The 19,785-nt window shown below is 42.9% G+C and carries 22 protein-coding genes; 7 read left to right on the top strand and 15 right to left on the bottom strand.

The genetic code is table 11. The features are described from left to right. Positions 1-41: 41 nt before the first annotated feature. Complete coding sequence (locus LDM98_RS03895) at positions 42-614, bottom strand: bifunctional 2-polyprenyl-6-hydroxyphenol methylase/3-demethylubiquinol 3-O-methyltransferase UbiG (RefSeq protein WP_223898033.1); 573 nt, start codon at positions 612-614, stop codon at positions 42-44. 97 nt (positions 615-711) lie between these two features. Here LDM98_RS03895 and LDM98_RS03890 point away from each other — a divergent pair, with 97 nt between their 5' ends. After that, positions 712-1,491, top strand: a complete 780-nt coding sequence (locus LDM98_RS03890) for an exodeoxyribonuclease III (RefSeq protein WP_223898032.1) — start codon at positions 712-714, stop codon at positions 1,489-1,491. Between the two features lie 2 nt (positions 1,492-1,493). On the opposite strand, the gene LDM98_RS03885 is transcribed toward LDM98_RS03890, so the two are convergent. Genes LDM98_RS03885 through ychF form a run of 4 tightly spaced genes read right to left on the bottom strand, consistent with a single transcriptional unit; the run spans position 1,494 to position 3,949 of the window. Next, on the bottom strand, positions 1,494-1,832 hold the full coding sequence (locus tag LDM98_RS03885) for a hypothetical protein (RefSeq protein WP_223898031.1): 339 nt from the start codon (positions 1,830-1,832) through the stop codon (positions 1,494-1,496). Positions 1,833-1,892: 60 nt separating this feature from the next. Further along, complete coding sequence (locus tag LDM98_RS03880; protein ID WP_223898030.1) at positions 1,893-2,372, bottom strand: DUF1456 family protein; 480 nt, start codon at positions 2,370-2,372, stop codon at positions 1,893-1,895. After that, positions 2,372-2,833, bottom strand: coding sequence for a DUF302 domain-containing protein (locus tag LDM98_RS03875; RefSeq protein WP_223898029.1), 462 nt, complete (start codon positions 2,831-2,833; stop codon positions 2,372-2,374). Before LDM98_RS03875 ends, LDM98_RS03880 begins: the two co-directional genes overlap by 1 nt. A 12-nt stretch (positions 2,834-2,845) precedes the next feature. Continuing rightward, on the bottom strand, positions 2,846-3,949 hold the full coding sequence (gene ychF, locus LDM98_RS03870) for a redox-regulated ATPase YchF (RefSeq protein ID WP_223898028.1): 1,104 nt from the start codon (positions 3,947-3,949) through the stop codon (positions 2,846-2,848). Positions 3,950-4,149: 200 nt separating this feature from the next. On the opposite strand from ychF, the gene LDM98_RS03865 reads away from it, so the two are divergent. Next, on the top strand, positions 4,150-5,778 hold the full coding sequence (locus LDM98_RS03865; RefSeq protein WP_223898027.1) for a cation:proton antiporter: 1,629 nt from the start codon (positions 4,150-4,152) through the stop codon (positions 5,776-5,778). Positions 5,779-5,815: 37 nt separating this feature from the next. Here the strand turns inward: LDM98_RS03865 and LDM98_RS03860 are convergent, their stop codons facing one another. Then, positions 5,816-7,279 (bottom strand): leucyl aminopeptidase, encoded by a 1,464-nt coding sequence (locus LDM98_RS03860; RefSeq protein ID WP_223898026.1) that lies wholly within the window; start codon positions 7,277-7,279, stop codon positions 5,816-5,818. 145 nt (positions 7,280-7,424) lie between these two features. Between LDM98_RS03860 and LDM98_RS03855 the strand changes: the two genes are divergently transcribed. Continuing rightward, positions 7,425-8,366, top strand: coding sequence for a hypothetical protein (locus tag LDM98_RS03855; protein WP_223898025.1), 942 nt, complete (start codon positions 7,425-7,427; stop codon positions 8,364-8,366). 10 nt (positions 8,367-8,376) lie between these two features. Here LDM98_RS03855 and trpB read toward each other — a convergent pair whose 3' ends face one another. From trpB to LDM98_RS03835, 4 genes are all read right to left on the bottom strand, one after another. After that, complete coding sequence (gene trpB, locus LDM98_RS03850) at positions 8,377-9,624, bottom strand: tryptophan synthase subunit beta (protein ID WP_223898024.1); 1,248 nt, start codon at positions 9,622-9,624, stop codon at positions 8,377-8,379. An 86-nt stretch (positions 9,625-9,710) separates the two neighbouring features. After that, complete coding sequence (locus LDM98_RS03845; RefSeq protein ID WP_223898023.1) at positions 9,711-10,811, bottom strand: metallophosphoesterase; 1,101 nt, start codon at positions 10,809-10,811, stop codon at positions 9,711-9,713. A gap of 124 nt (positions 10,812-10,935) precedes the next feature. After that, positions 10,936-11,478, bottom strand: coding sequence for an adenine phosphoribosyltransferase (locus LDM98_RS03840; protein ID WP_223898022.1), 543 nt, complete (start codon positions 11,476-11,478; stop codon positions 10,936-10,938). 204 nt (positions 11,479-11,682) lie between these two features. Beyond that, positions 11,683-11,934 (bottom strand): GlsB/YeaQ/YmgE family stress response membrane protein, encoded by a 252-nt coding sequence (locus LDM98_RS03835; RefSeq protein ID WP_223898021.1) that lies wholly within the window; start codon positions 11,932-11,934, stop codon positions 11,683-11,685. 250 nt (positions 11,935-12,184) lie between these two features. On the opposite strand from LDM98_RS03835, the gene LDM98_RS03830 reads away from it, so the two are divergent. Beyond that, positions 12,185-12,484, top strand: a complete 300-nt coding sequence (locus LDM98_RS03830) for a heavy metal-binding domain-containing protein (RefSeq protein WP_223898020.1) — start codon at positions 12,185-12,187, stop codon at positions 12,482-12,484. A gap of 359 nt (positions 12,485-12,843) precedes the next feature. Continuing rightward, the gene (locus LDM98_RS03825; protein ID WP_223898019.1) at positions 12,844-14,307 is read left to right on the top strand and encodes an ABC transporter substrate-binding protein; all 1,464 of its coding nucleotides are present in this window, start codon (positions 12,844-12,846) and stop codon (positions 14,305-14,307) included. Between the two features lie 191 nt (positions 14,308-14,498). Here LDM98_RS03825 and rpiB read toward each other — a convergent pair whose 3' ends face one another. Genes rpiB through folD form a run of 3 tightly spaced genes read right to left on the bottom strand, consistent with a single transcriptional unit; the run spans position 14,499 to position 16,781 of the window. Beyond that, positions 14,499-14,954 (bottom strand): ribose 5-phosphate isomerase B, encoded by a 456-nt coding sequence (gene rpiB / locus LDM98_RS03820; RefSeq protein WP_223898018.1) that lies wholly within the window; start codon positions 14,952-14,954, stop codon positions 14,499-14,501. A 10-nt stretch (positions 14,955-14,964) separates the two neighbouring features. Next, a complete protein-coding gene (gene lepB / locus LDM98_RS03815) occupies positions 14,965-15,936 on the bottom strand; it encodes a signal peptidase I (protein ID WP_223898017.1) in 972 nt (323 codons plus the stop codon). Next, the gene (folD, locus tag LDM98_RS03810; protein WP_223898016.1) at positions 15,936-16,781 is read right to left on the bottom strand and encodes a bifunctional methylenetetrahydrofolate dehydrogenase/methenyltetrahydrofolate cyclohydrolase FolD; all 846 of its coding nucleotides are present in this window, start codon (positions 16,779-16,781) and stop codon (positions 15,936-15,938) included. The genes lepB and folD overlap by 1 nt, the downstream gene beginning before the upstream one ends. A gap of 89 nt (positions 16,782-16,870) precedes the next feature. Here folD and LDM98_RS03805 point away from each other — a divergent pair, with 89 nt between their 5' ends. Both LDM98_RS03805 and LDM98_RS03800 read left to right on the top strand, forming a co-directional pair. Next, positions 16,871-17,236 carry a cytochrome c gene (locus tag LDM98_RS03805; protein ID WP_223898015.1) on the top strand — a complete coding sequence of 122 codons (366 nt, stop codon included), beginning with the start codon at positions 16,871-16,873 and terminating at the stop codon, positions 17,234-17,236. Positions 17,237-17,273: 37 nt separating this feature from the next. Next, complete coding sequence (locus LDM98_RS03800; protein ID WP_223898014.1) at positions 17,274-18,689, top strand: DUF4139 domain-containing protein; 1,416 nt, start codon at positions 17,274-17,276, stop codon at positions 18,687-18,689. A 40-nt stretch (positions 18,690-18,729) separates the two neighbouring features. On the opposite strand, the gene LDM98_RS03795 is transcribed toward LDM98_RS03800, so the two are convergent. Both LDM98_RS03795 and LDM98_RS03790 read right to left on the bottom strand, forming a co-directional pair. Beyond that, complete coding sequence (locus tag LDM98_RS03795; protein WP_223898013.1) at positions 18,730-18,948, bottom strand: cold-shock protein; 219 nt, start codon at positions 18,946-18,948, stop codon at positions 18,730-18,732. Between the two features lie 280 nt (positions 18,949-19,228). After that, positions 19,229-19,705: a hypothetical protein gene (locus LDM98_RS03790; RefSeq protein ID WP_223898012.1), complete on the bottom strand. Its 477-nt coding sequence runs from the start codon at positions 19,703-19,705 to the stop codon at positions 19,229-19,231. Between the last annotated feature and the right edge of the window lie 80 nt (positions 19,706-19,785).

The following is a 19,785-nucleotide window of genomic DNA, read 5'->3' as shown; positions in this document are numbered from 1 at the left end:
GATCCCTCATGAACCGAGTCTGCCACTGCACCTAAAACGCTTTATCTCATGGCTGCTTTTTCCTTTTTGGCGACCATAGATGTTTTCATCGTTTTGTACCCCTGGTAATCCTCATCCCAAAATTCAGGTAGTTGTAAAAGTTCACAACTCTCATTAAATACCTCTTCAAGTTCACCTGCATTCAGAAGAAAATCCGGGTTGGATGTGGTACGCTCGTTGTCGGGATGATGTAAGAAAGTTTCCATCAGGATGATGCCACCGGGTTTTAGAGCCTCTATCATCTGGGGAAAGAGTCTGCGCTCTAAAAAATAGGTACAGACGATAAGGTCATACCTCTCTTTGGGAAGGGTATAGGTATCAAAATCCACTTCTTTTGCATGGATATGCGGAATGTTCTGAAGCTGCTCTATCGCAACCGAAGAGATATCAAGTGCATCGACTTCGAATCCCTTGGAAGCGAGGTATCTGCTGTGTCTCCCCATGCCGCAGGCGATGTCGAGTGCCTGCTGACCTGGAGCCAGTGAAGCATAGTCGCTGACGAGTTGGATGGGTCCATCCGGCATGGGTTTGCTTCGCCATTTTTCATCCCAGCGTTCTTTGTCTGCCTGTGCCATAGCTGCCCTTTTTCTTTGAAGTCTCTTTTGGTATTATTCTATCAAAATAATGAAGAAATTGATATGACACATACGAAAATGTGCAGCAGGAGAAACAATGTCAGAGCGTAATACACTCACCTTTATATCATGGAACGTAAATGGTATCAGAGCCGTAGAAAAGAAGCAGGCACTCAAGTGGATCGATGAAGAAAATGTGGACTTTTTGGGCCTGCAGGAGATCAAAGCAGAGGCAGATCAGATCCCTGAGGGTATCTTTGAGAGAGAATACAAATTTCAAAGTATCAATTCGTCATCTAATAAAGGACAGTCAGGAGTAGCACTCTATACAGATATCAAGGGTGAAGCATCCTGCTGTTCCCATGTGGATATCCTCGATGAGGGACGCATCAATGAATACCACTTTGGAGATATCGCCTATTTTAATGTCTATTTCCCCAACGGACAACGTGACGATGGGCGTTTAACCTACAAAATGGAGTTCTACGACCGTTTCTTGGAGCATATCAATACCCTGAGAAATGAAGGCAAGTCTATTGTGGTATGCGGTGATGTCAATACCGCACATAAAGAGTTCGACCTCGCACGTCCCAAAGCCAATGAAAAAACATCCGGTTTCTTACCGATGGAACGGGCATGGATTGACAAACTCCTCAGCCATGGCTACATAGATACCTTCAGACATGTCAAAGGGGATGAAACAGACCGTTACAGCTGGTGGAGTTACCGAGCAGGAGCCAGGGGTAAAAACGTAGGATGGAGAATCGACTATTTCTTTGTTTCAGATGATCTCAAAGAGAGGATCGTCGATGCAGAGATCCTGGACCATATCATGGGAAGCGACCACTGCCCGGTGAAGTTGGTACTAAAAGTGTAGCTTTATCTTTTGGTCAAATGCCATCCACAGCCATTGGGACACCTATACACTCTAAGCTGTAATCGTTTTCTCTGAGAGAGTGCATCTATCTGCTCTTTGGCGGAGACTTCGGAGTCATAAAGGTCTTTGATCTGACCATGACTGTCTCTGCAGGAGCATACTTCATTTTTTTGTGCGGGCAGTATAGTTTGGAGTTCTTGAGACGCTTTGATCTGTTTCATATGCTTATTGAGTTCATGCAAACTCTGAACATTAAAGTACTTTAATATTTGATTTTCTGAGAGGTGCGCCAGGTGAGGGTAGTTTTTTTGGAGACGTTTGAGAATCTCTTCATTTTTCAACAGGGCATTTTTTAGTGCTTGCAGTGATTTTTTTGAGTGCATCACATTGAAAAGCCAGACTTAGTCCAACTCTCCCGTGTAGTAAAACTCATCCAAACCCTCTAAAAATGCCATCAGCAATTCATCCGAACATTCTCTGAAGTTTTTGTGCCCCTCTTTACGAAAAAGGGAAGCGAGTTGCTGTTTACTGAGTTCAACATCTGCCAGACCAAAGATGATCTCTGTTTCTGCTTCTTTGAGTTCCAGTGCTATACGCAGCTTTTTGAGTATCAGGTTGTTGGTCAGTTCTACCCCTTCATCATCGTTGGGTTTTTTAGGAGAGGGACCACGTTTAAGCGCGACAAGTCCATCTAGAAAGACACCCAACTCTTCATAGGTGGCTATTTGAAAGCCTTTTTCTTGACGGCGTTTTAAAAGGGACTCTAAATGGGATGCTTCCATAGGAAAGTCTTCGAGCTTATAGGTTTCCAGCATCTCTTCTGTTGTGAGATTCAATGCTTTTTGTATACGGTAGAGTATTTCATTTGTATTGATCTGCATTATTTTTTACCTGCTTCCTTAGCAAGGTTGTCTAAGGCTATTTTTGCTTTCGTCAATATATTTAAACAGTTCTTGTCTTTAATATTGTGTTTGAGTGACCAGTATTCAGGATTGGTATAGATAAAGCTTGTTTCACCTTCATAGTTCGTGGTAACAAGTATGCGAAGAGGCAGGTCCAGCCCCATTGAAGGATTACAGTTCATCAGCACTGTTCCCATCTTCGGATTACCGAAGACCACAACCGTTTCAGGTTTCAAGTTCATATTGACATTTCTGGCATTGGCTCTATGATCCATGGTACTGAAATGGGTAAGCCCCTGATCTATGATGAGTTTTTCCAGTTTGGCAACAGAAGCAGCATGATCATTCTCACTTGCCACTGTTTCAAGAAAAGTACCTTTTTTGCTATCACAGCCCAGCAAAGCAAATCCGATCAACCCTATTAATAGCAACTTTCTCATCATAGTCCTTTATTACACGTTAAATCTAAAATGCATGACATCGCCATCCTGTACGATGTACTCTTTACCTTCCAGTCTACTTTTACCGGCTTCTTTGGCACCGGCTTCTCCACCACACGCTATAAAATCTTCATAGCCTATGACCTCTGCACGGATGAAACCTTTTTCAAAGTCATTATGGATGACAGCTGCTGCTTTAGGAGCTGTAGTCCCCTTGCGTATGGTCCATGCACGTACTTCTTTCACACCTGCGGTAAAGTAGCTCATCAGTCCAAGTGTGTCAAAACCTTTGTGTATGATCTGATCCAGACCAGATTCTGTCACACCCAGATCTGCAAGCATTTCCTCTCTCTCTTCATCATCAAAGTCTACCATGTCTTCTTCTACTTTGGCACACAGCTTGATCACTTCTGAGTTTCTTTCAGCGGCATAGGCTTTGAGTTTTTGTACATACTCATTGTCTTCACCCAGGCCATCTTCGTCTACATTTGCACCGTAGATGATCGGTTTTGATGTAAGAAGACGCAGATCTTTGTTCATCGCCAAAAAGCCATCACTCTCTTTGTCTGCAAAGGTAGATACCGGATGTCCTTCTTCTATATGTGCCAACAGTGCTTCAGCCACTTCAAGCTGCTCTTTGGCATCCTTGTCGTTTCCTCTGGCTTTCTTTTTAAGCATCTCTATACGTTTGAGCACCGCATCTATATCAGCAAAGAGAAGTTCCTGTTCAATGATCTCAACATCTCTGATAGGATCGATGGAACCTTCTGTGTGAACGATATTCTCATCATGAAAACATCTTACGATGTGCAGGATCACTTCTGTTTCACGGATGTTCCCAAGAAATTTATTTCCCAGACCTTCCCCTTTGCTTGCACCGGCTACAAGACCGGCAATGTCAACGAAATCAATTGTGGAGTGTTGTATTCTTTCTGGGTTAACGATCTTCGCAAGTTCATCCAGTCTTTTGTCCGGAACAGGTACCACTGCTTTATTCGGTTCAATGGTACAGAACGGATAGTTTGCACTTTCTGCATTTTGTGCTTTAGTGAGTGCGTTAAAAGTTGTAGATTTCCCTACATTTGGTAGTCCGACAAGTCCGATGCCTAATCCCATGGTATTCCTTAAGTATGATAATATTAATACCGCGATTTTAGCGAAATATTGGTGAAGAGGGGGTTAGTTAATATGAGATGTGATTTTATTGACTATAATATAAAGATAAATGATTAAAAAAATGCTCTGTGCGGGATATAACTTTAGTTATGTTATAAATATAAAACTTTTTAGAGTAAAAGAGAATATGGGATAGGTTGATGGAAAATGCTTTACTGGTTTTAATCATTACGATTAGTATTTCAACCATACTCAATGTCTTTTTGAAAAAATTTGATATTCCAACAGTGATCGGCTATGTCATTACCGGTTTTACGATCTCATCTATTTTCCATTTTGCTGAAGACTCCAAGGAGCAGCTATCTCATTTGGCTGAGTTCGGTATCGTTTTTCTAATGTTTACCATAGGACTGGAGTTTTCAGTGAATCATCTTAAAAAGATGAAAAAAGAGGTGTTCGTTTACGGAACACTGCAAATGGTACTTGCAGGACTTCTCTTCACGATCATTAGTTTATCTGTGTTCGGACTGGATATAAAGAGTGCTATTGTCATAGGTTCTGCACTGGCCCTCTCTTCTACAGCGATCGTCTTAAAGATACTGAATGACAACAACCAGATCCATTCCGCTTATGGGCGTACTACACTGGGTATTTTACTTTTTCAGGATCTTGCCGTGATCCCTATACTTTTGATGGTCTCATTCTTTACATCCGATACAGAGTCGGTCTCTATTCTTCTTTTGGAAACAACAGTAAGTGCCATATTTGTTTTTTTGATCTTGTTCGTCATCGGAAAATATTTTCTTGAATACTTTTTTAGATGGGTCATGTCCACAGGCTCAGAAGAGATCTTTCTTGTAGCTGTACTGCTTGTAGTGATGGGAGCCTCATTTCTGGCAAATATATTCGGGTTTACCTATTCACTGGGTGCTTTTATCGGTGGGATGATGATCGCAGAGACAAAATACCGCTATCGAGTCGAAGCAGATCTGATACCCTTCAGGGACATACTTTTAGGTGTCTTCTTTGTGACGATAGGGATGATGATAGACTGGCAATCTCTTATCCATTACGGATATATCATCTTTGGGTTGCTCATAGGGATCATTCTGATCAAAAGTCTGCTGATCTTCAGTATTTTACAATTCTTTGTGCAAAAAAGAACTGCGCTAAAGACCTCACTGGCTCTCTTTCAGGTAGGTGAATTCTCTTTAGCTGTTTTTGCTCTTGCACACTCTTATGGCCTGATTCCTGATGAGTTGAATCAGATCATGATCATTACGGTCGTACTTTCAATGATACTGACCCCTTTTGTATTGAAAAACATTAGCAAGGTGGCAGATATATTTCATAAAGAGCCGGTCGCTTTACGTGATCGGGCACTTGTAGGCGGTACGTATAAAGATCATATCATTGTGTGCGGGTACGGATCGATAGGACAGCGACTGGTCAAAATCTTTAAGGAAAGAAATTTACTTTATGTCATCCTTGAACATGATGTCAAGGTCGTAGACAATGTGATAGCCAGAGGTGAAGAGGCGATCTATTTTGCCAATGCCGCACAGAAGATGGTCTTGTCGCATTTTAATGTGAATCAGGCTACCGCGATCATTGTGACCATAGAGAATAAGATACAGAGGCAATTGATCTGTGAAAATATTGTTTCTTTTAACCCCAATATCAATAGTATTGTGAATGTAAATAACAGTACGGAAGCGGAGGTGATGGCAGCACTAGGGATAAAAAATATTATCAACAGCAGAGATACTATTGCTGATATGCTGGCGCAAGAGGCATTGGCATGCCATCTTAAACTCACAAAAGAGTAAAAATGGCTCACGGTATCTCTGGTTTTTTGGATACCGTTTATTTCTCTTCTTCTGAGAGTTTTTCTATGAACTTGACCATCATTCTCACTCCGGCACCGGAAGCACCATGAGGATTCTCTCCCCATGCATGTTCTACAAATGCAGGACCGGCTATATCTATGTGCGCCCATTTTTCTTTGTGCTCTTCATCGATGAACTCAGAGAGGAATTGTCCCGCTGTGATCGCGCCTCCATAACGTGTATTGGAAATGTTGCATACATCTGCTATCTCAGACTTGATGGTCTTTTTGAGGTAAGGGTTAAAGTCCAGGGCAGTGGCCAGTTCCCCTGAACGTTTTGCTGCATCTACGACACGTGATTTGACTGCATCAGAGTTCCCCATGATACCTGATGTATAGTTTCCTACACCCACTACACAGGCACCTGTGAGTGTTGCAAGATCGAAAAGGTAGTCCGCTTTGACCTCCTGCTGTGCGTAACAGAGTGTATCTGCAAGGACCAAACGGCCTTCGGCATCCGTATTCCGAACTTCGATGGTTTTTCCATTTTTTGCTACAAGTACATCATCAGGTTTATAGGCATCCCCACCGATCATATTCTCTACGGCACCCACAAAACCGTGTACCTCTACAGGCAAGTTCATCTCTGCGACGGCTTTCATGATACCGATGACCGCAGAACCGCCGCTCTTGTCAGACTTCATCGTGACCATGAAGTCTGCAGGTTTAAGGCTGAGTCCACCACTGTCATACGTAAGACCCTTACCTACCAGGGTCACTACATATTTTGCATCTTTGGGCTTGTGTGCAAGGTGTATGACCCTTGGTCTATGGCGGCTTGCACGTGCCACGGCAAGAAGGGTTTCCATCTTCTCTTTTCTCAATTCTTTGGGTTTCAGTACTTTACATTTCAGGCCTGTTTCATTTGCCATGGTCTCAGCGATCTCTGCCATGACATCTGGATAACAGTCATCGGGTGTTGTGTTGACGATGTTACGTGTGAAGTTGGTAGCATCAGCGACGATCTGTGCTTTATGTATGACAGTAGAAGCTTTTTCTATATCCACTGTGTATCCGTTGTACTCTTCAAGTGAGATAGAGATCTGTTTGATCTTATTCTTACTCTTTTTTGTTTTATACGTATCAAAAGTGTATGCTCCCAAGATAAAACCTTCCACCATGGCACGAAGAGAGTTGGTACATGTCTCTCCGTTGAGATAGGTCGCCACTTTGATAGATCTGTACGCTTTGCCATTGAGTGCACTAATGGCATTGGCCGCTGCAGTTCTGATATCTTTGCTCTGTGTCGAGTCTGCACCTACATAGAGTCTGTCTTTACTCACAAGGAGACAAGTTTCATCCTGTCCACCTTCAAACCCTGCTTTTTTTAAGAGTTTTTTATCTTGGACGAACGTATGATCTGTATTGTTGTCGATGACAATGATGACCTCTATATCACCTTGCGTTTCTGCGACGGGAAGTTGTGTTAATTCGAAATTCATGGATAACCTTTGGTTTGTTTTTATTCTATGGAGTATATCAAAATATTGGTAAATACGCCTATGTAAATGAAGTGCACTTCCTATTCTCAAAAGGCTAAAGATACTTTTTGTAGTATACTATGTAAAAAGATTCTAAGGAGAGATGATGCCGTTAATTATGATTGTGATAGCAGGAGCACTCTTGGGTTTTATGTATGGTCATATGACAGATGGGTTTATTTTCGATAAAAATATCTGTCTCTTTGCAGGACTTACACTGATCATGCCATCACTGTTTAAATTCAAGTTAAGAGATATCACTCTGGTATGGGAGTACAGGTCGGTACTCTTTAAAGGATTTATCGTGAACTATCTGCTTTTACCGATCTTTGCTTTGATCATCGGTTTTATGACCAATGACTTTGGTATTACTGCGGGCCTTTTCCTGCTTGCAGTATTGAGTGGCGGAGGTATGGTCATGCATTGGATCAAAAGGTCCAATGCCGACACCTCTTTAGGCTTCTTACTGCTCTTTATCAATCTTATTTTTGTTTCACTCTCATTACTGATGTTGCATCTGTTTGCAACCTACAGTGCAGGATATTTCGGGGTAACGTATGATGAAAAGATCACTATCAGCAGATTTGTAGAGCCGGTGATCACCCTTTTGATCGTGATACCTTTCCTGGCAAGCAGGGTGGTACTTTTCATAAAACCTCTGGTTAAATGGATCGAAACCAACAGTAAATATATCAGCCGTATCAGTATCTTTATCATTTTATTCTATCTGTTCGGCTTGCAGAGTTCTCAACAGCTGATAGACATTTATGATTTTGAACCTGAACTTTTCTTCATTGCACTGATCGCGGTCATTGTATTCTATCTGCTGATATTCATCGCTGCAAAAATGATCTACGATCTTGACTCACCGCAGGAGAGAGCGGCATTCTGGCAGAGTATCGCAAGGTATATCACTTTGGCTTTGGTGCTTTCTACCTTTTCGGCAAGTACCTTTGGTGTTTCCATGCTTCTGCCTATTATGTTCGCCTATCTTGTACAGATACCTTTATCTATAGTGGTCAGTAATAAATACATGACCAATGTATAGGTTGCGAAATTTACGAAAATTGGTCTTTTAGAATATCTTTTGCCTGTATCATATCTTTATCACCGCGTCCTGAGAGATTGATCAGGATCGTTTTACCTTTGATCTCTTCAGGTTTCATTTTTTTGAGGTAGGCAATGGCATGTGAACTTTCAAATGCCGGGATGATACCTTCAGCCTGTGAAAGCCAGATAAAGGCATCGAGAGCTTCATCATCTGTGATGTAGTCATAGGTAGCGATACCTTCATCTTTTAAAAATGAGTGTTCCGGGCCTATACCCGGGTAGTCAAGTCCTGCTGAAATGGAGTGCGCTTCTTGTACCTGACCATCTTCATCTTGAAGTAGGTAACTTAGTTGTCCATGAAGTACACCGGGACTTCCCTTTGCAAGACAACAGCCATGTTTGGAGTCAAGTCCAAGTCCACCGGCTTCTATACCGATACACTCTACGCTTTCATCTTCTAAGAAGTGATTGAAGATACCAAGGGCATTCGATCCTCCACCGATACAGGCGATCACTTTGTCTGGCAGACACCCTTCCACTGCATTGAGCTGTTGTTTCGCTTCCCATCCGATGATAGACTGGATATCACGTACCATCATAGGGTAAGGGTGCGGTCCTGCAACCGTACCGATAATGTAGTAGGTGTCACGTGCATTGGTTACCCAGTGTCTGATGGCGTCATTCATGGCATCTTTCAGCGTTTTACTTCCGGACTCTACGGCATGTACTTTGGCGCCAAGCAGTTTCATACGGAAGACATTCAGTTCCTGGCGTGCAGCATCTTTGGCACCCATGAATATTTCACACTCCAGACCAAAGAGCGCTGCAACCGTAGCCGTAGCCACACCATGCTGACCTGCACCGGTCTCGGCGATGACTTTTTTCTTACCCAGTCTCTTTGCAAGTATCGCTTGGGCCACCGTATGGTTGATCTTGTGTGCACCTGTATGGTTAAGGTCTTCACGCTTAAGATAGATCTTTGCATCAAGTTCTTTAGAGAGGTTTTCAGCAAAGTAGAGTGAAGAGGGACGGCCTACGTAGTTTTTGTAGTAGTAGTCCACTTCTGCCCAAAAGTCTTTGTCAAAACGTACTGCTTCATAGTCAAGTCGAAGTTGCTCAAGTGCCGGCATCAATGTTTCGGGCACAAAACGTCCACCAAAACCTACCTGTCCATTTTCAATACTGCCAAAATGACCCTGCTCATCGGGATCATGCGGGCTTGGTTTTGGGATATATATTTCTTTATGTAAGTTCATCTTTTTCTCTTGTATAGTAATTGAGTAGATTATATCGTACGGGAGGTTATAAACTGCCTTATGGCAAGTGAATGAAGCTGGTCAGTTCAGACAATATACGCGATCTCAGCCTGTGAATCCAGTCTCATAGGCGGTCCCCAAAATCCGATACCGCTATTGACATAAAGAGTACTTCCGTTTGGAAGTCTGTGCAGTCCTTTGATATAAGGCTGCTTTAGTCTTACCAAATGCCCAAAAGGCCAGATCTGTCCACCGTGTGTATGTCCGCTGAGTATGAGATCAGGTTTGTAGTTTCCCAGTTCTTCGATATATTTGGGTTGGTGGGCCAAAAGGATGGTTTTATAGGTGTCATTGCACCCTTTAAAGGCTTTATCTATATCCGGTTCGAGCAGGTTCATACGATAGCCTATAAGGTCTGTTACACCTACGACATTGAGCTTTAATGCATCTATCTTTATATTCTCATTGAGCAACAGTGTGATCTTTGTGCTTTTGATAAACTCAATGATCTCCAGGGGATTGTGAAAAAACTCATGATTACCAAAAATATAGTAGATCCCGTGTTTAGCACGGATATTGTCAAGTTCTCTAATACTCTCTTTTATCTCTTCCAGCGCAGTATCAACAAGATCGCCGGTTATAAAGAGTATGTCCGGTTTGAGTGCATTGATCTTAGAGACAGAGGCTTTGACAAAATCTCTGTCGATCAGGCCGCCGATATGAAAATCACTGATCTGGATGATAGAAAAATCAAAATGATCAAACTCCACTATATTGACGACGGGCTCCTTCATCCCCTCATAGGCGCCGGCACTGACATAAGAGGTCGAGAGTGCGATCAACGCAGCATCACCACTGTTCTTAATGAAGTTTCTTTTCGAAATGTCGACACTTCTGAGTGTTTTATGAAACAGGTTAAGCACTTCATGCACAATAAGATATAAAAGAAGCACAAAAGAGATACCGATGGAGAGAGAGAAGAGATAATAAAAAGACGTGTTGATAAGATCCGTATAACGGCCTACTACATAGAGTATATTGAAAATAAAGTTCAGGCCTAACAGGAGGGTCAACTTCTTTTTCACTGCTTCAGATACCAGGAACTTTTTGATCACTCTTGAATAAAAGAGGTAATGTATAGAGAAGAAAAGCAGAAGAAAAATGGTAAAAAACATATAGACTCTCATCATAACACCTCGCTAATATCTTTACATTATACTCTATATTGCTTGTGTATTGGTAAGGGGAAGTATGTGATCATTGGATAAATTTTCTTAAGTAGTGTGTCTGCCTTCAAACACACTATGGATATCAATCTATCTCTAAAACAGAATAGACAGGCGCCTCGAATCCTTGACGTCCATTGAGAAAAGCAAGCTCCATAATGAAACATGCCTCCACACAATTTGCACCCACTTTATCTATGAGGTTCGCAGCAGCTTTTGCTGTCCCGCCTGTGGCGATAAGATCATCTATGAGAAGTACCTTCGGATTTTCTTTTTCCCCAAAAGCATCTATGTGTATCTCAACTTCATCAAATCCATACTCCAGGCTGTATTTCTCCGCCACGGTCGTGTAAGGCAGTTTTCCTTTTTTTCGAACGGGCACAAAACCAACCCCCAGTCTATCGGCCAAAATGGATCCAAAGATGAATCCTCTTGCATCGATACCTGCAATGAAGTCCAGGTCATAACTTTTATAACGGTTTGTCAGATGGTCCATAAGTGTATTGAATGCCTGGGGATTGGAGAGCAGTGTAGTGATGTCTTTAAAAATAATGCCTGGCTTTGGAAAGTCCGGGATATCCCGGATGCTGCTTAGAATGATCTCTTTTTCTTCAGATGTGAGTGTCATGGGTGTTCCTTGGACTTGTAATGAGGATTATTCTATCACAGGTTGTTTGAATGTTCTTAGAGGCAATCGATGCAAGGGAGAAAAACTATGTATTAACGTTGAAAATAAGCGATCAAAAACCCGAGAGTGGATTTCTGATCAGGTCACTCTGATCTGTTATCAAACAATCCTGTCAAGATCTTTGGTTCGTTCGCTGCTACCCGGCTAGGCCTTCTTCAGTATGCTGATAATATACAACAGGATCACAGCACCAATGACGGCCATAACGATAGCGCCCAATATACCGCCAGTTGTTATGCCAAGCAAGCCGAATATGTAGCCACCCAATACAGCACCGACGATCCCAACGATCATATTGCCTATGATACCAAATCCTCTTCCTTTCACTAGTAGGCCGGCAAGCCAGCCTACCAGTGCACCGATCGCTAAAAATATGATAAGACTCATGATATCCATGTTTGACTCCTGTGTTGATTTTTATGTGTTACCACGGTATGCGAAAAACACATATTAAAATTATATGATAACATAAATTTTTATTATATACTTATCTGATCCGTTTTATAATGCTGTCATAGATACCCACGTATAATGAGGGAGCCAGATAAAGGTAAAAGTTAAAGATGATAGAGTGAACTTCTTGAAATAGCCGGGCATTTTTTGTATACTGTTACTACTTCAAAAAAGGGGGAATAGGGCATTGATAATGACAGTAACAACAACGGAAACCCTACCGGAACATTTCAAAATCAAATCCATGTTTTCTATGATCGAAATTACGCATAAGATCCAGATATCTCAAAAAGGATGGATCAAAGGTTTTTTGGAAAGAAAACGTGATGAGCATCAGGAAGCACTTGATAAGTTGATCGAAAATGCTCCTGCTGAAGCCAATGCAATCATCGGTGTCAAACACAGTACAACAACCCATACATTTCCAGAAGGAACTTTCCTGTTTATCACCTATATAGGAACACCTGTAGTTCTTGAAGAAAAAAAGGTATAACATTTAGTAGAAGACTAGCATAGTATTAGCATCACCTGTTCGCTACTCTTGAGAAAGAGGAAATGTACTCAAACAGCACAATATCCAAAGACATCAATCGACATTTAGAGTTAAAACCCCGTTATGGTATACTGTGGGTTACCGGTTAACGGTGTCATTCAACATGCGGTGGAGAGAGCGGTATGAATGATGCAGTTATATTTAATTGTACTGCATGATTGTTTGATTGTCCTGGGCCAGCTCACTCCATATCACGATGCATCGAGCGGCATCGCGAGCTATATTGAATGCATCATCCGTATTTCATGAGCGAAATATCGACCTGATAATTACTCAACAGGCAAAGGAGATGACTGGTTATGAAACATTTATGGATCATTTACATTCTGCTGTCGCTGCTACTGGGCGGCTGTACGAGTACGACGAAAGATCATGACGAGGCGACAGCGGAGCTGACCATCTTATCGGAAGAATTCTTCCCGCTCAGTTTCATGGAGAACGGGAATATCAGCGGTCAGGCCACCGAGGTGGTACGAGAGCTGATGGCGCGTACGGGCACAGCAGGCGACATCCGGATATTGCCCTGGGAAGAGGGGCTCCGGGCAGTGCAGGAGAAGCCGAATATAGCACTCTTCTCCACTACCATGACGCAAAAACGCAAGAAACAGCTGCAGTGGGTTGGCCCCATCACGGTACTGGATACCAATCTCTATGCCGTTCGCGGCAGCGGGATCCGTATTAACACATTGGAAGATGCCAGGCGGGTTGATCGGATAGCAACGGTTGCCGATTACTATTCCGAGCAGATGCTGAAGCAGGAGGGTTTTACCAACCTGAAAAGCCATGTGAACGAGAAGGATGCGGTACAAAGCCTGTTACGCGGTGAGGCGCAACTGATGATGGGGAGTAACATCACCCTCCCGGCGGTACTGGAAAAGCAGCAGGCCACGATGGATGCGCTTGAGAACGTCTTTACCGTCTCGACCGATATGACCTATATTTCCTTTTCCCGCGAGATCGCACCTGAACGGGTCGCCCGCTGGCAGGAAGCGTTGGATGCGATGAAGCGAGATGGGCGTTTCAATGAAATATATGCAAGATGGCTACCCGGTGAGATCCCACCGGGGATCGTCCAGCTGGTTACCGAGGAGTACCCGCCCATCACCTTTATGCGCGACGGCAGACCTGCCGGATTCGTTACCGATATGGTACGGGAGATAGCGAAGCGCAATGCGATCCCCGACAATGTCCGCCTCACCTCCTGGAAGAACGCCTACAATATGGCCCTGCTGCATCCGAACGTCGTCCTGTTCAGTGCGGATCGAACGCCCGAAAGGGAGGAGCTGTTCCACTGGGTCGGCCCAGTAGGCAGGAACAGCGCGATACTGTTTGCGAAAAAAGGTTCGGGGATCAGGATAACAACACTGCAGGAGGCCCGGGAGGTTGGAGCCATTGCCACCACTACAGATTGGTTCACAGAACAATACCTGAAGCGAGAGGGGTTCACCAACCTGGTCAGCTCCAAGGCACCCGTTGACAATGTCAAACAGCTCATGAACGGCGAAGTGCAGCTTTCGATCTTTACCAACCTCACGATTCCTGAAATCGTGAAAGAAGCCGGCTACAGCATGGATGACCTGGAGCCGGTATACACTGTCACCCATTCCGATTTCTATATCGCCATCTCCCGGGGGACCCCGGCGGAAACCGTCGAACGGTGGCGGAACACCCTAAACGAACTGAAACGGGACGGGACATTCGAGAAGATCTACCGGAGCTATCTGCCGCAGGCGGAGTTAAATGATCTGATTGACGAGAGGTGAGGCACAGCATGAAACGGTTTGAGCTGTTTTTCCTCGTCATATACTAAAAATGTGCAGAAATTTGATAGTTTGATAAATAAGTTAAACTATGAAAGCACAATATAAATGAGAGGTGAATAAAAACCTTTTAGCTCGTTGGTTGTGTAGCACGGAATAAGGATAGATCAAGGCAGGATGGATATGTAAGGGTATTACCCTAAATCACTCCCAAAAGAACACCCTTCTATCTTCTCTACACGACCTGCATGTCTGCCGCCTTCAAATTCAGTGTTTGCAAACACTTCGATCATATCTTCCATGACGCCTTTACCTACCACACGTTCACCAAAACAAAGGATGTTCGCATCGTTATGCTGTCTTGTCAGTTTAGCGGTATAGTGGTCATGGCAGAGCGCCGCACGGATACCGGGTACTTTGTTCGCAGCGATGCTGATACCTATGCCTGTACCGCAGACCAGGATACCGAAACTGCCTTTGTCTTCAAGGACCGCATGGGCACATTTTTTTGCAAAATCGGGGTAGTCCACTCTGTCTGCAGAGTCTGGACCAAGATCAACGATCTCATGACCTAAAGAAGTCACAAACTCTTTTATATGGGCTTTAAGCGCATACCCGGCATGGTCAGTTGCAATGTAAAATTTTTTCACGTATTCTCCTTTATTCTATAGGTTGTTCTGTTTGTATGGTTTCAATACGTCTTCCTATACGTCCCCATCGAACTGTAAAGCGTTGTTTGTTCCAGAGATCTTCACATGCCTGAGACTCTATGGCTATATCACCGCATAAACGTTTCAGTCTTGCATTGTCCTTTCCACTGCCGTATTCATCACCGTTGAGTACACTCTCATACGAACGGTGCTCCAAACTCATGTAGTTCAACCAAGGCTTTCCTACGATCAGTTTATACGGAACAGCACCCCAAAAACGACTGTCATTGGAGTTGTCCCGGTTATCACCGATCATATAGAAGTGGTCCTCATCTACTTTTGCATAGAGCGCATTGACACCTTTTCCAGCGATCTCATAGGTGGGTGTATCAAGCGCATCCACATAGACAGGTACCATATCGATCTCTTTGTTGTATGCATAGTATTGCAGAAGGGACTCAAAGATATTGACACCTTCAGGCGCATACTGGATACCCGGATATTTTGATATATAAGGGTTTTCTACCCAAAGCTTGCCTCTGAGTGAGACGATCTTATCGGCAGGATAATTTGCTTTGATATACGCATCACCTTCATGGAAGTGGATCAGCAGTTTTTCATTGGCATAGAGTATTTCATCTCCGCCTACAGCCACACAACGCTTGACGTAGTGTATCTTGTGGTTTTTTGGATAACGGAAAATAACGATATCTTCTCTTTGAGGTCTAGGACCTTCTATCAGGTGTCCATTTCCGTTAAAATCAGGTAAAAGGGGGATCTCCAGCCATGGCAGGTGCGGGGTAGGGATCCCGTAGGAAAACTTCTTGGCAAATAAAAAGTCACCGATCAGCTGTGTTCTTTTCATCGAGCCTGAAGGGATGACAAAAGATTGCGCAACAAAGAAGATGAGAAACAGTACGATAATGATCGTTCCGGTCCATGAACTGGCAAAACGGCCTGAAGCTTGTATAAACTTTTTCATTATGCTCTGGCTTTTGCGGATTTAAGTGTATTGCTTAAAAGCATCGCTATGGTCATAGGACCTACACCGCCCGGTACAGGAGTGATGTAGGAACATTTCGGGCTTACGTTTTTAAAGTCTACATCACCTACCAGTGAACCGTCTTCTATGCGGTTGATACCGATGTCGATCACGATGGCACCTTCTTTTACCATATCCTCTTTGATAAGCCCGGGAACACCTACACCCACGACCACGATATCAGCCTGGCTCGTATGTGCTTTGAGGTCCTTGGTATGGATGTGGGTAATGGTCACGGTTGCTTCTGCATTGAGAAGGAGGGAAGCCATAGGCTTACCGACGATGTTGCTTGCACCTACGACACATACATCTTTGCCTCTCAGGTCGATCTCGTACTCTTCGAACATTTTCATCACACCAAGCGGTGTACATGCCACAAAACTGTCAAGTCCTGTAACCAGACGTCCGACATTATACGCATGGAAACCATCCACATCTTTTTTCGGGTCTATGACTTCTAGTATCTTGTCCGTATCTATATGTTTAGGCAATGGAAGCTGCACCAAGATACCATCTATACGAGGGTTGTTGTTCATCATCTCTATGGTTGCTATGATCTCATCTTGACTGATCGTGTCAGGCATATTGTGTGTGATAGAGTAAAATCCTACATTCTCACACGCTTTAGCTTTCATTTTAACATACGCATGACTGGCAGGATCATCACCAACGAGGATCACTGCAAGTCCCGGAACGATATTCTTTTCTTGTTTGAGTTGTGCGACTTCAGCCGCTACTGTGGTTTGCACTTTCTTGGCTAAGGATTTACCATCGATGAGTTGCATAGAGTGCCCTTATATTTTTTATTGTATTATATCAAAAATACTTTAGGCAACGCAGTTTTGTCGGGTTTGGAGTGAACGTTGATACTATCATGAGACTATTATGGATATTACTGCCTTTAATGGCATGGGGACAAGAAGATTTTATTTCACACTATGAGTATGGTGAAATGCTCTATGCAAACCCCAGAGGTGTAAGCTGTTCACAATGTCATGGAAAAAGCGGTGAAGGCCAGACCATTGTCGAATATCGGGATATACACGGAAAACAGGCTTTAAGAGGCTCAGATATACGCAGGGACTCACTCGATGACATGATCAAAGCAGTCAATACGTATCATAAGGTCATGCCCCGTTATTATTTGACCAATGAAGAGGTCAAAGCGATCTATGATTATCTGCAAAAGAAAAACAAAGCATACCTGTCACAATTCACAGAGAGTAACAGTACAGAATAATTGGTTATAATCATCCCTATACACTAAAGGATGATCGATGAAATTCACTACTTCTCTTAGCATACTACTTTTATCCGGAAGCATGAGCTATGCGTCTTCCCTTGCTGTCTACCAGGACCATACTTTTTACAGATTCATACCTAAAAACAATTTCATAGGCTTTTCCAAAGGGGTAAAAGCAAAGTGTGAAGGACGCACGCTCCCACTGGACATGAGTCTCAGTTGTCCTTCGGATGATAGATTATGTCAGGTTTTGAGTGGTTTGAAAGATGCAGAGCAGAAGGTAGAGGCTGTACGGCAAAACAGTAAGTTCCTGGGGCAACTTGCATCTCTTCCTCGACCTGCTACGGTTGATGCCGGTCTAATGATAGAGTCTGCAAAAGAGCTGGGAGAGGCACAGGCAAAACTTTTAAGAGAAGAGAAGGATCTGCGTCAAGAGGCAGAAATGAAAGAGAGAGTATTTGATAAACAGGCACCTGTCAGACTGGCAATAGAGACCGCCAAAAGATGCGATAAGGAGGTTGAACTTACCCTTCCTCACGGGTATGTCTCTTTTTCTACCGCCTATGAAGCCGATATCAACGATGAAAAAGAGGTACGGGTCACACAAACGCTCTCCATCACCAATAGAAGCGGTATCGATATAGAAGCAGAGCGTGCGATGTTCTATTATCGCTCCGCCCATCAAACTGTCTACCCGACACACTTTTATCCATGGATAGTCAGCAAGTATGAACCAAGGCCACCGATCGCAGTACAAAAAGCTATGAAAAAAAGAGCCCAAATGGATATGCTTATGAACACTGAACAAAGAGAGGTGCTGTCTGCACCGACAGTTTCCTATGAAGATGCCAGAGAGTATAAGGTAGAAAAACTTTTGTTGCCGTCGACCGGCGTACCCTTGGATGTCAAAGTACTCGAATGGAAAGCACCGCTCTCCTGTGAAGTCCGTGCCTACCCTTATACCGATACCAAAGCATTTCATGTCTGCTCTTTTGAACCGAAATATCAAATCGAACAGAACCAGTGGAAAGTAAAGTCTTCTGATGAAGTGATCAACGAAAAGGCACTTGGTGAGTACAGAGAGGGAAAATACGACCTGTACACAAAAGTAGAAGAAGATATTCAAATAGAGCGTGAGCCTATAGTCAACAAGGAACGCGAAACAGGTATATTTGGCGGTACTGCACGTAAAAAAGACGGCTATAGACTGACGATCACAAACAAGTCAGATAAGGAAAAAGAACTGACAGTGATCGAACGTATACCAACATCCACAACGGAAGAGATCACATCAAAACTGTTAAGTATCAATGCAAAGAATAAAGTACATTACACAATGCGTAAGGAGGGGCAGATAGAAATGAAACTTACGTTGGCACCTGATGAAATGAAAGAGATAGAAGTGTTGTTCGAACTATCGTATGATAAAGATCTAAAAGTGAATTATTAAGAGGAATGGAATTTGCAGGCAAGAAGCCTGCAAGCCACTACTAGAGTGGAGTTACGTTCTCAGCTTGTGGGCCTTTTTGACCTTCACCAACTTCAAATGTTACTGCTTGACCTTCAGCGAGAGTCACACGACCACCACCTTCATTATTCACTTGACGGAAGTGTACGAATACATCATCTCCACCATTCTCTTGTTGAATAAAACCGTAACCTTTTTCATCGTTGAACCATTTAACAGTTCCGTTTACTAATGTTGCCATTTTTTTGTACCTTTGGGTAGTAATTTTCACTTATAATTAAGCGGAATCCAAATCAGAGAGAAGTCTTTCGGGTCTAGCAATAACACTTTACACACGAAAGATGAACTCGAACCTCATCTTTCATCAACTATATTGTAGCCTGTTTTTTAACGTATAAGCTTATTTAAAATAAATATATTTATTTTAAATATAATTTACAGGCTTTATGCCCATAATATACGGTACATAGGGCGTTTAAGGGGTGTTTATACACATCCATTAGCTTACAGTTTTCAGAAAATTATATAAATTCTGTTAATTTCTGCATCATAATATTAAGCTCTTTTGCTGCTTTGGCAGCAGCTTTTTGTGCTTCGTCTCTGGCCTCACCATAGATATGCAGGAGCTCTTTTTGTTTCTCCTCCCAAAACGCTTCACTTTCCATCTTTGCAAGATGTGCTCTTAGCACTGCGATATCCAGTTCTTTTTGTGCATTGTTTGAAATTTTATCAGTAAACTCACGTGCAGTCTCTTGAATCTTTTCAACTCTGTCCCGAGCCTCCATCAACCCCAAATGTCCTTGAAGTTCAGCCTGCTCTTCAAAATGATCATACGTCTCTTCCAATTTTTCATCGATACGGGATAAATATTTTTTCAGATCACCCCAAAATACCTGAGCCTCTTCTGTCAACTGCTCACTTTTTTCTTCCAGATCATTTTCCAGTTTTTTGAGTGACCTCTTCACCTCAGTGATGGTCTTTTTGAATTCTTTTTCCATGATAGATCCTTCTCAATTGCTAATGAGGGATATTATAGCATTTTTAGACGGATGCTATTTCACAAAAAATATGGCTGGGA

This window comes from Sulfurovum sp. TSL1, from assembly GCF_019972135.1.
Classification (GTDB): Bacteria; Campylobacterota; Campylobacteria; order Campylobacterales; family Sulfurovaceae; genus Sulfurovum.
Note: the sequence above shows the minus strand (reverse complement) of the source record. Positions and strands in the feature narration are given on the sequence as shown.

Coding starts and splice junctions, on each gene's coding strand:
- LDM98_RS03875 (WP_223898029.1), bottom strand. CDS start 2,833: ATGAGAAAGTTGCTATTAATAGGGTTGATCGGATTTGCTTTGCTGGGC.
- LDM98_RS03840 (WP_223898022.1), bottom strand. CDS start 11,478: ATGACACTCACATCTGAAGAAAAAGAGATCATTCTAAGCAGCATCCGG.
- LDM98_RS03825 (WP_223898019.1), top strand. CDS start 12,844: ATGAAACATTTATGGATCATTTACATTCTGCTGTCGCTGCTACTGGGC.
- folD (WP_223898016.1), bottom strand. CDS start 16,781: ATGCAACTCATCGATGGTAAATCCTTAGCCAAGAAAGTGCAAACCACA.
- LDM98_RS03855 (WP_223898025.1), top strand. CDS start 7,425: ATGCCGTTAATTATGATTGTGATAGCAGGAGCACTCTTGGGTTTTATG.
- LDM98_RS03790 (WP_223898012.1), bottom strand. CDS start 19,705: ATGGAAAAAGAATTCAAAAAGACCATCACTGAGGTGAAGAGGTCACTC.
- LDM98_RS03835 (WP_223898021.1), bottom strand. CDS start 11,934: ATGGATATCATGAGTCTTATCATATTTTTAGCGATCGGTGCACTGGTA.
- LDM98_RS03865 (WP_223898027.1), top strand. CDS start 4,150: ATGGAAAATGCTTTACTGGTTTTAATCATTACGATTAGTATTTCAACC.
- LDM98_RS03845 (WP_223898023.1), bottom strand. CDS start 10,811: ATGAGAGTCTATATGTTTTTTACCATTTTTCTTCTGCTTTTCTTCTCT.
- lepB (WP_223898017.1), bottom strand. CDS start 15,936: ATGAAAAAGTTTATACAAGCTTCAGGCCGTTTTGCCAGTTCATGGACC.
- ychF (WP_223898028.1), bottom strand. CDS start 3,949: ATGGGATTAGGCATCGGACTTGTCGGACTACCAAATGTAGGGAAATCT.
- LDM98_RS03860 (WP_223898026.1), bottom strand. CDS start 7,279: ATGAATTTCGAATTAACACAACTTCCCGTCGCAGAAACGCAAGGTGAT.
- trpB (WP_223898024.1), bottom strand. CDS start 9,624: ATGAACTTACATAAAGAAATATATATCCCAAAACCAAGCCCGCATGAT.
- LDM98_RS03830 (WP_223898020.1), top strand. CDS start 12,185: ATGACAGTAACAACAACGGAAACCCTACCGGAACATTTCAAAATCAAA.
- LDM98_RS03895 (WP_223898033.1), bottom strand. CDS start 614: ATGGCACAGGCAGACAAAGAACGCTGGGATGAAAAATGGCGAAGCAAA.
- LDM98_RS03805 (WP_223898015.1), top strand. CDS start 16,871: ATGAGACTATTATGGATATTACTGCCTTTAATGGCATGGGGACAAGAA.
- LDM98_RS03795 (WP_223898013.1), bottom strand. CDS start 18,948: ATGGCAACATTAGTAAACGGAACTGTTAAATGGTTCAACGATGAAAAA.
- LDM98_RS03880 (WP_223898030.1), bottom strand. CDS start 2,372: ATGCAGATCAATACAAATGAAATACTCTACCGTATACAAAAAGCATTG.
- LDM98_RS03800 (WP_223898014.1), top strand. CDS start 17,274: ATGAAATTCACTACTTCTCTTAGCATACTACTTTTATCCGGAAGCATG.
- LDM98_RS03890 (WP_223898032.1), top strand. CDS start 712: ATGTCAGAGCGTAATACACTCACCTTTATATCATGGAACGTAAATGGT.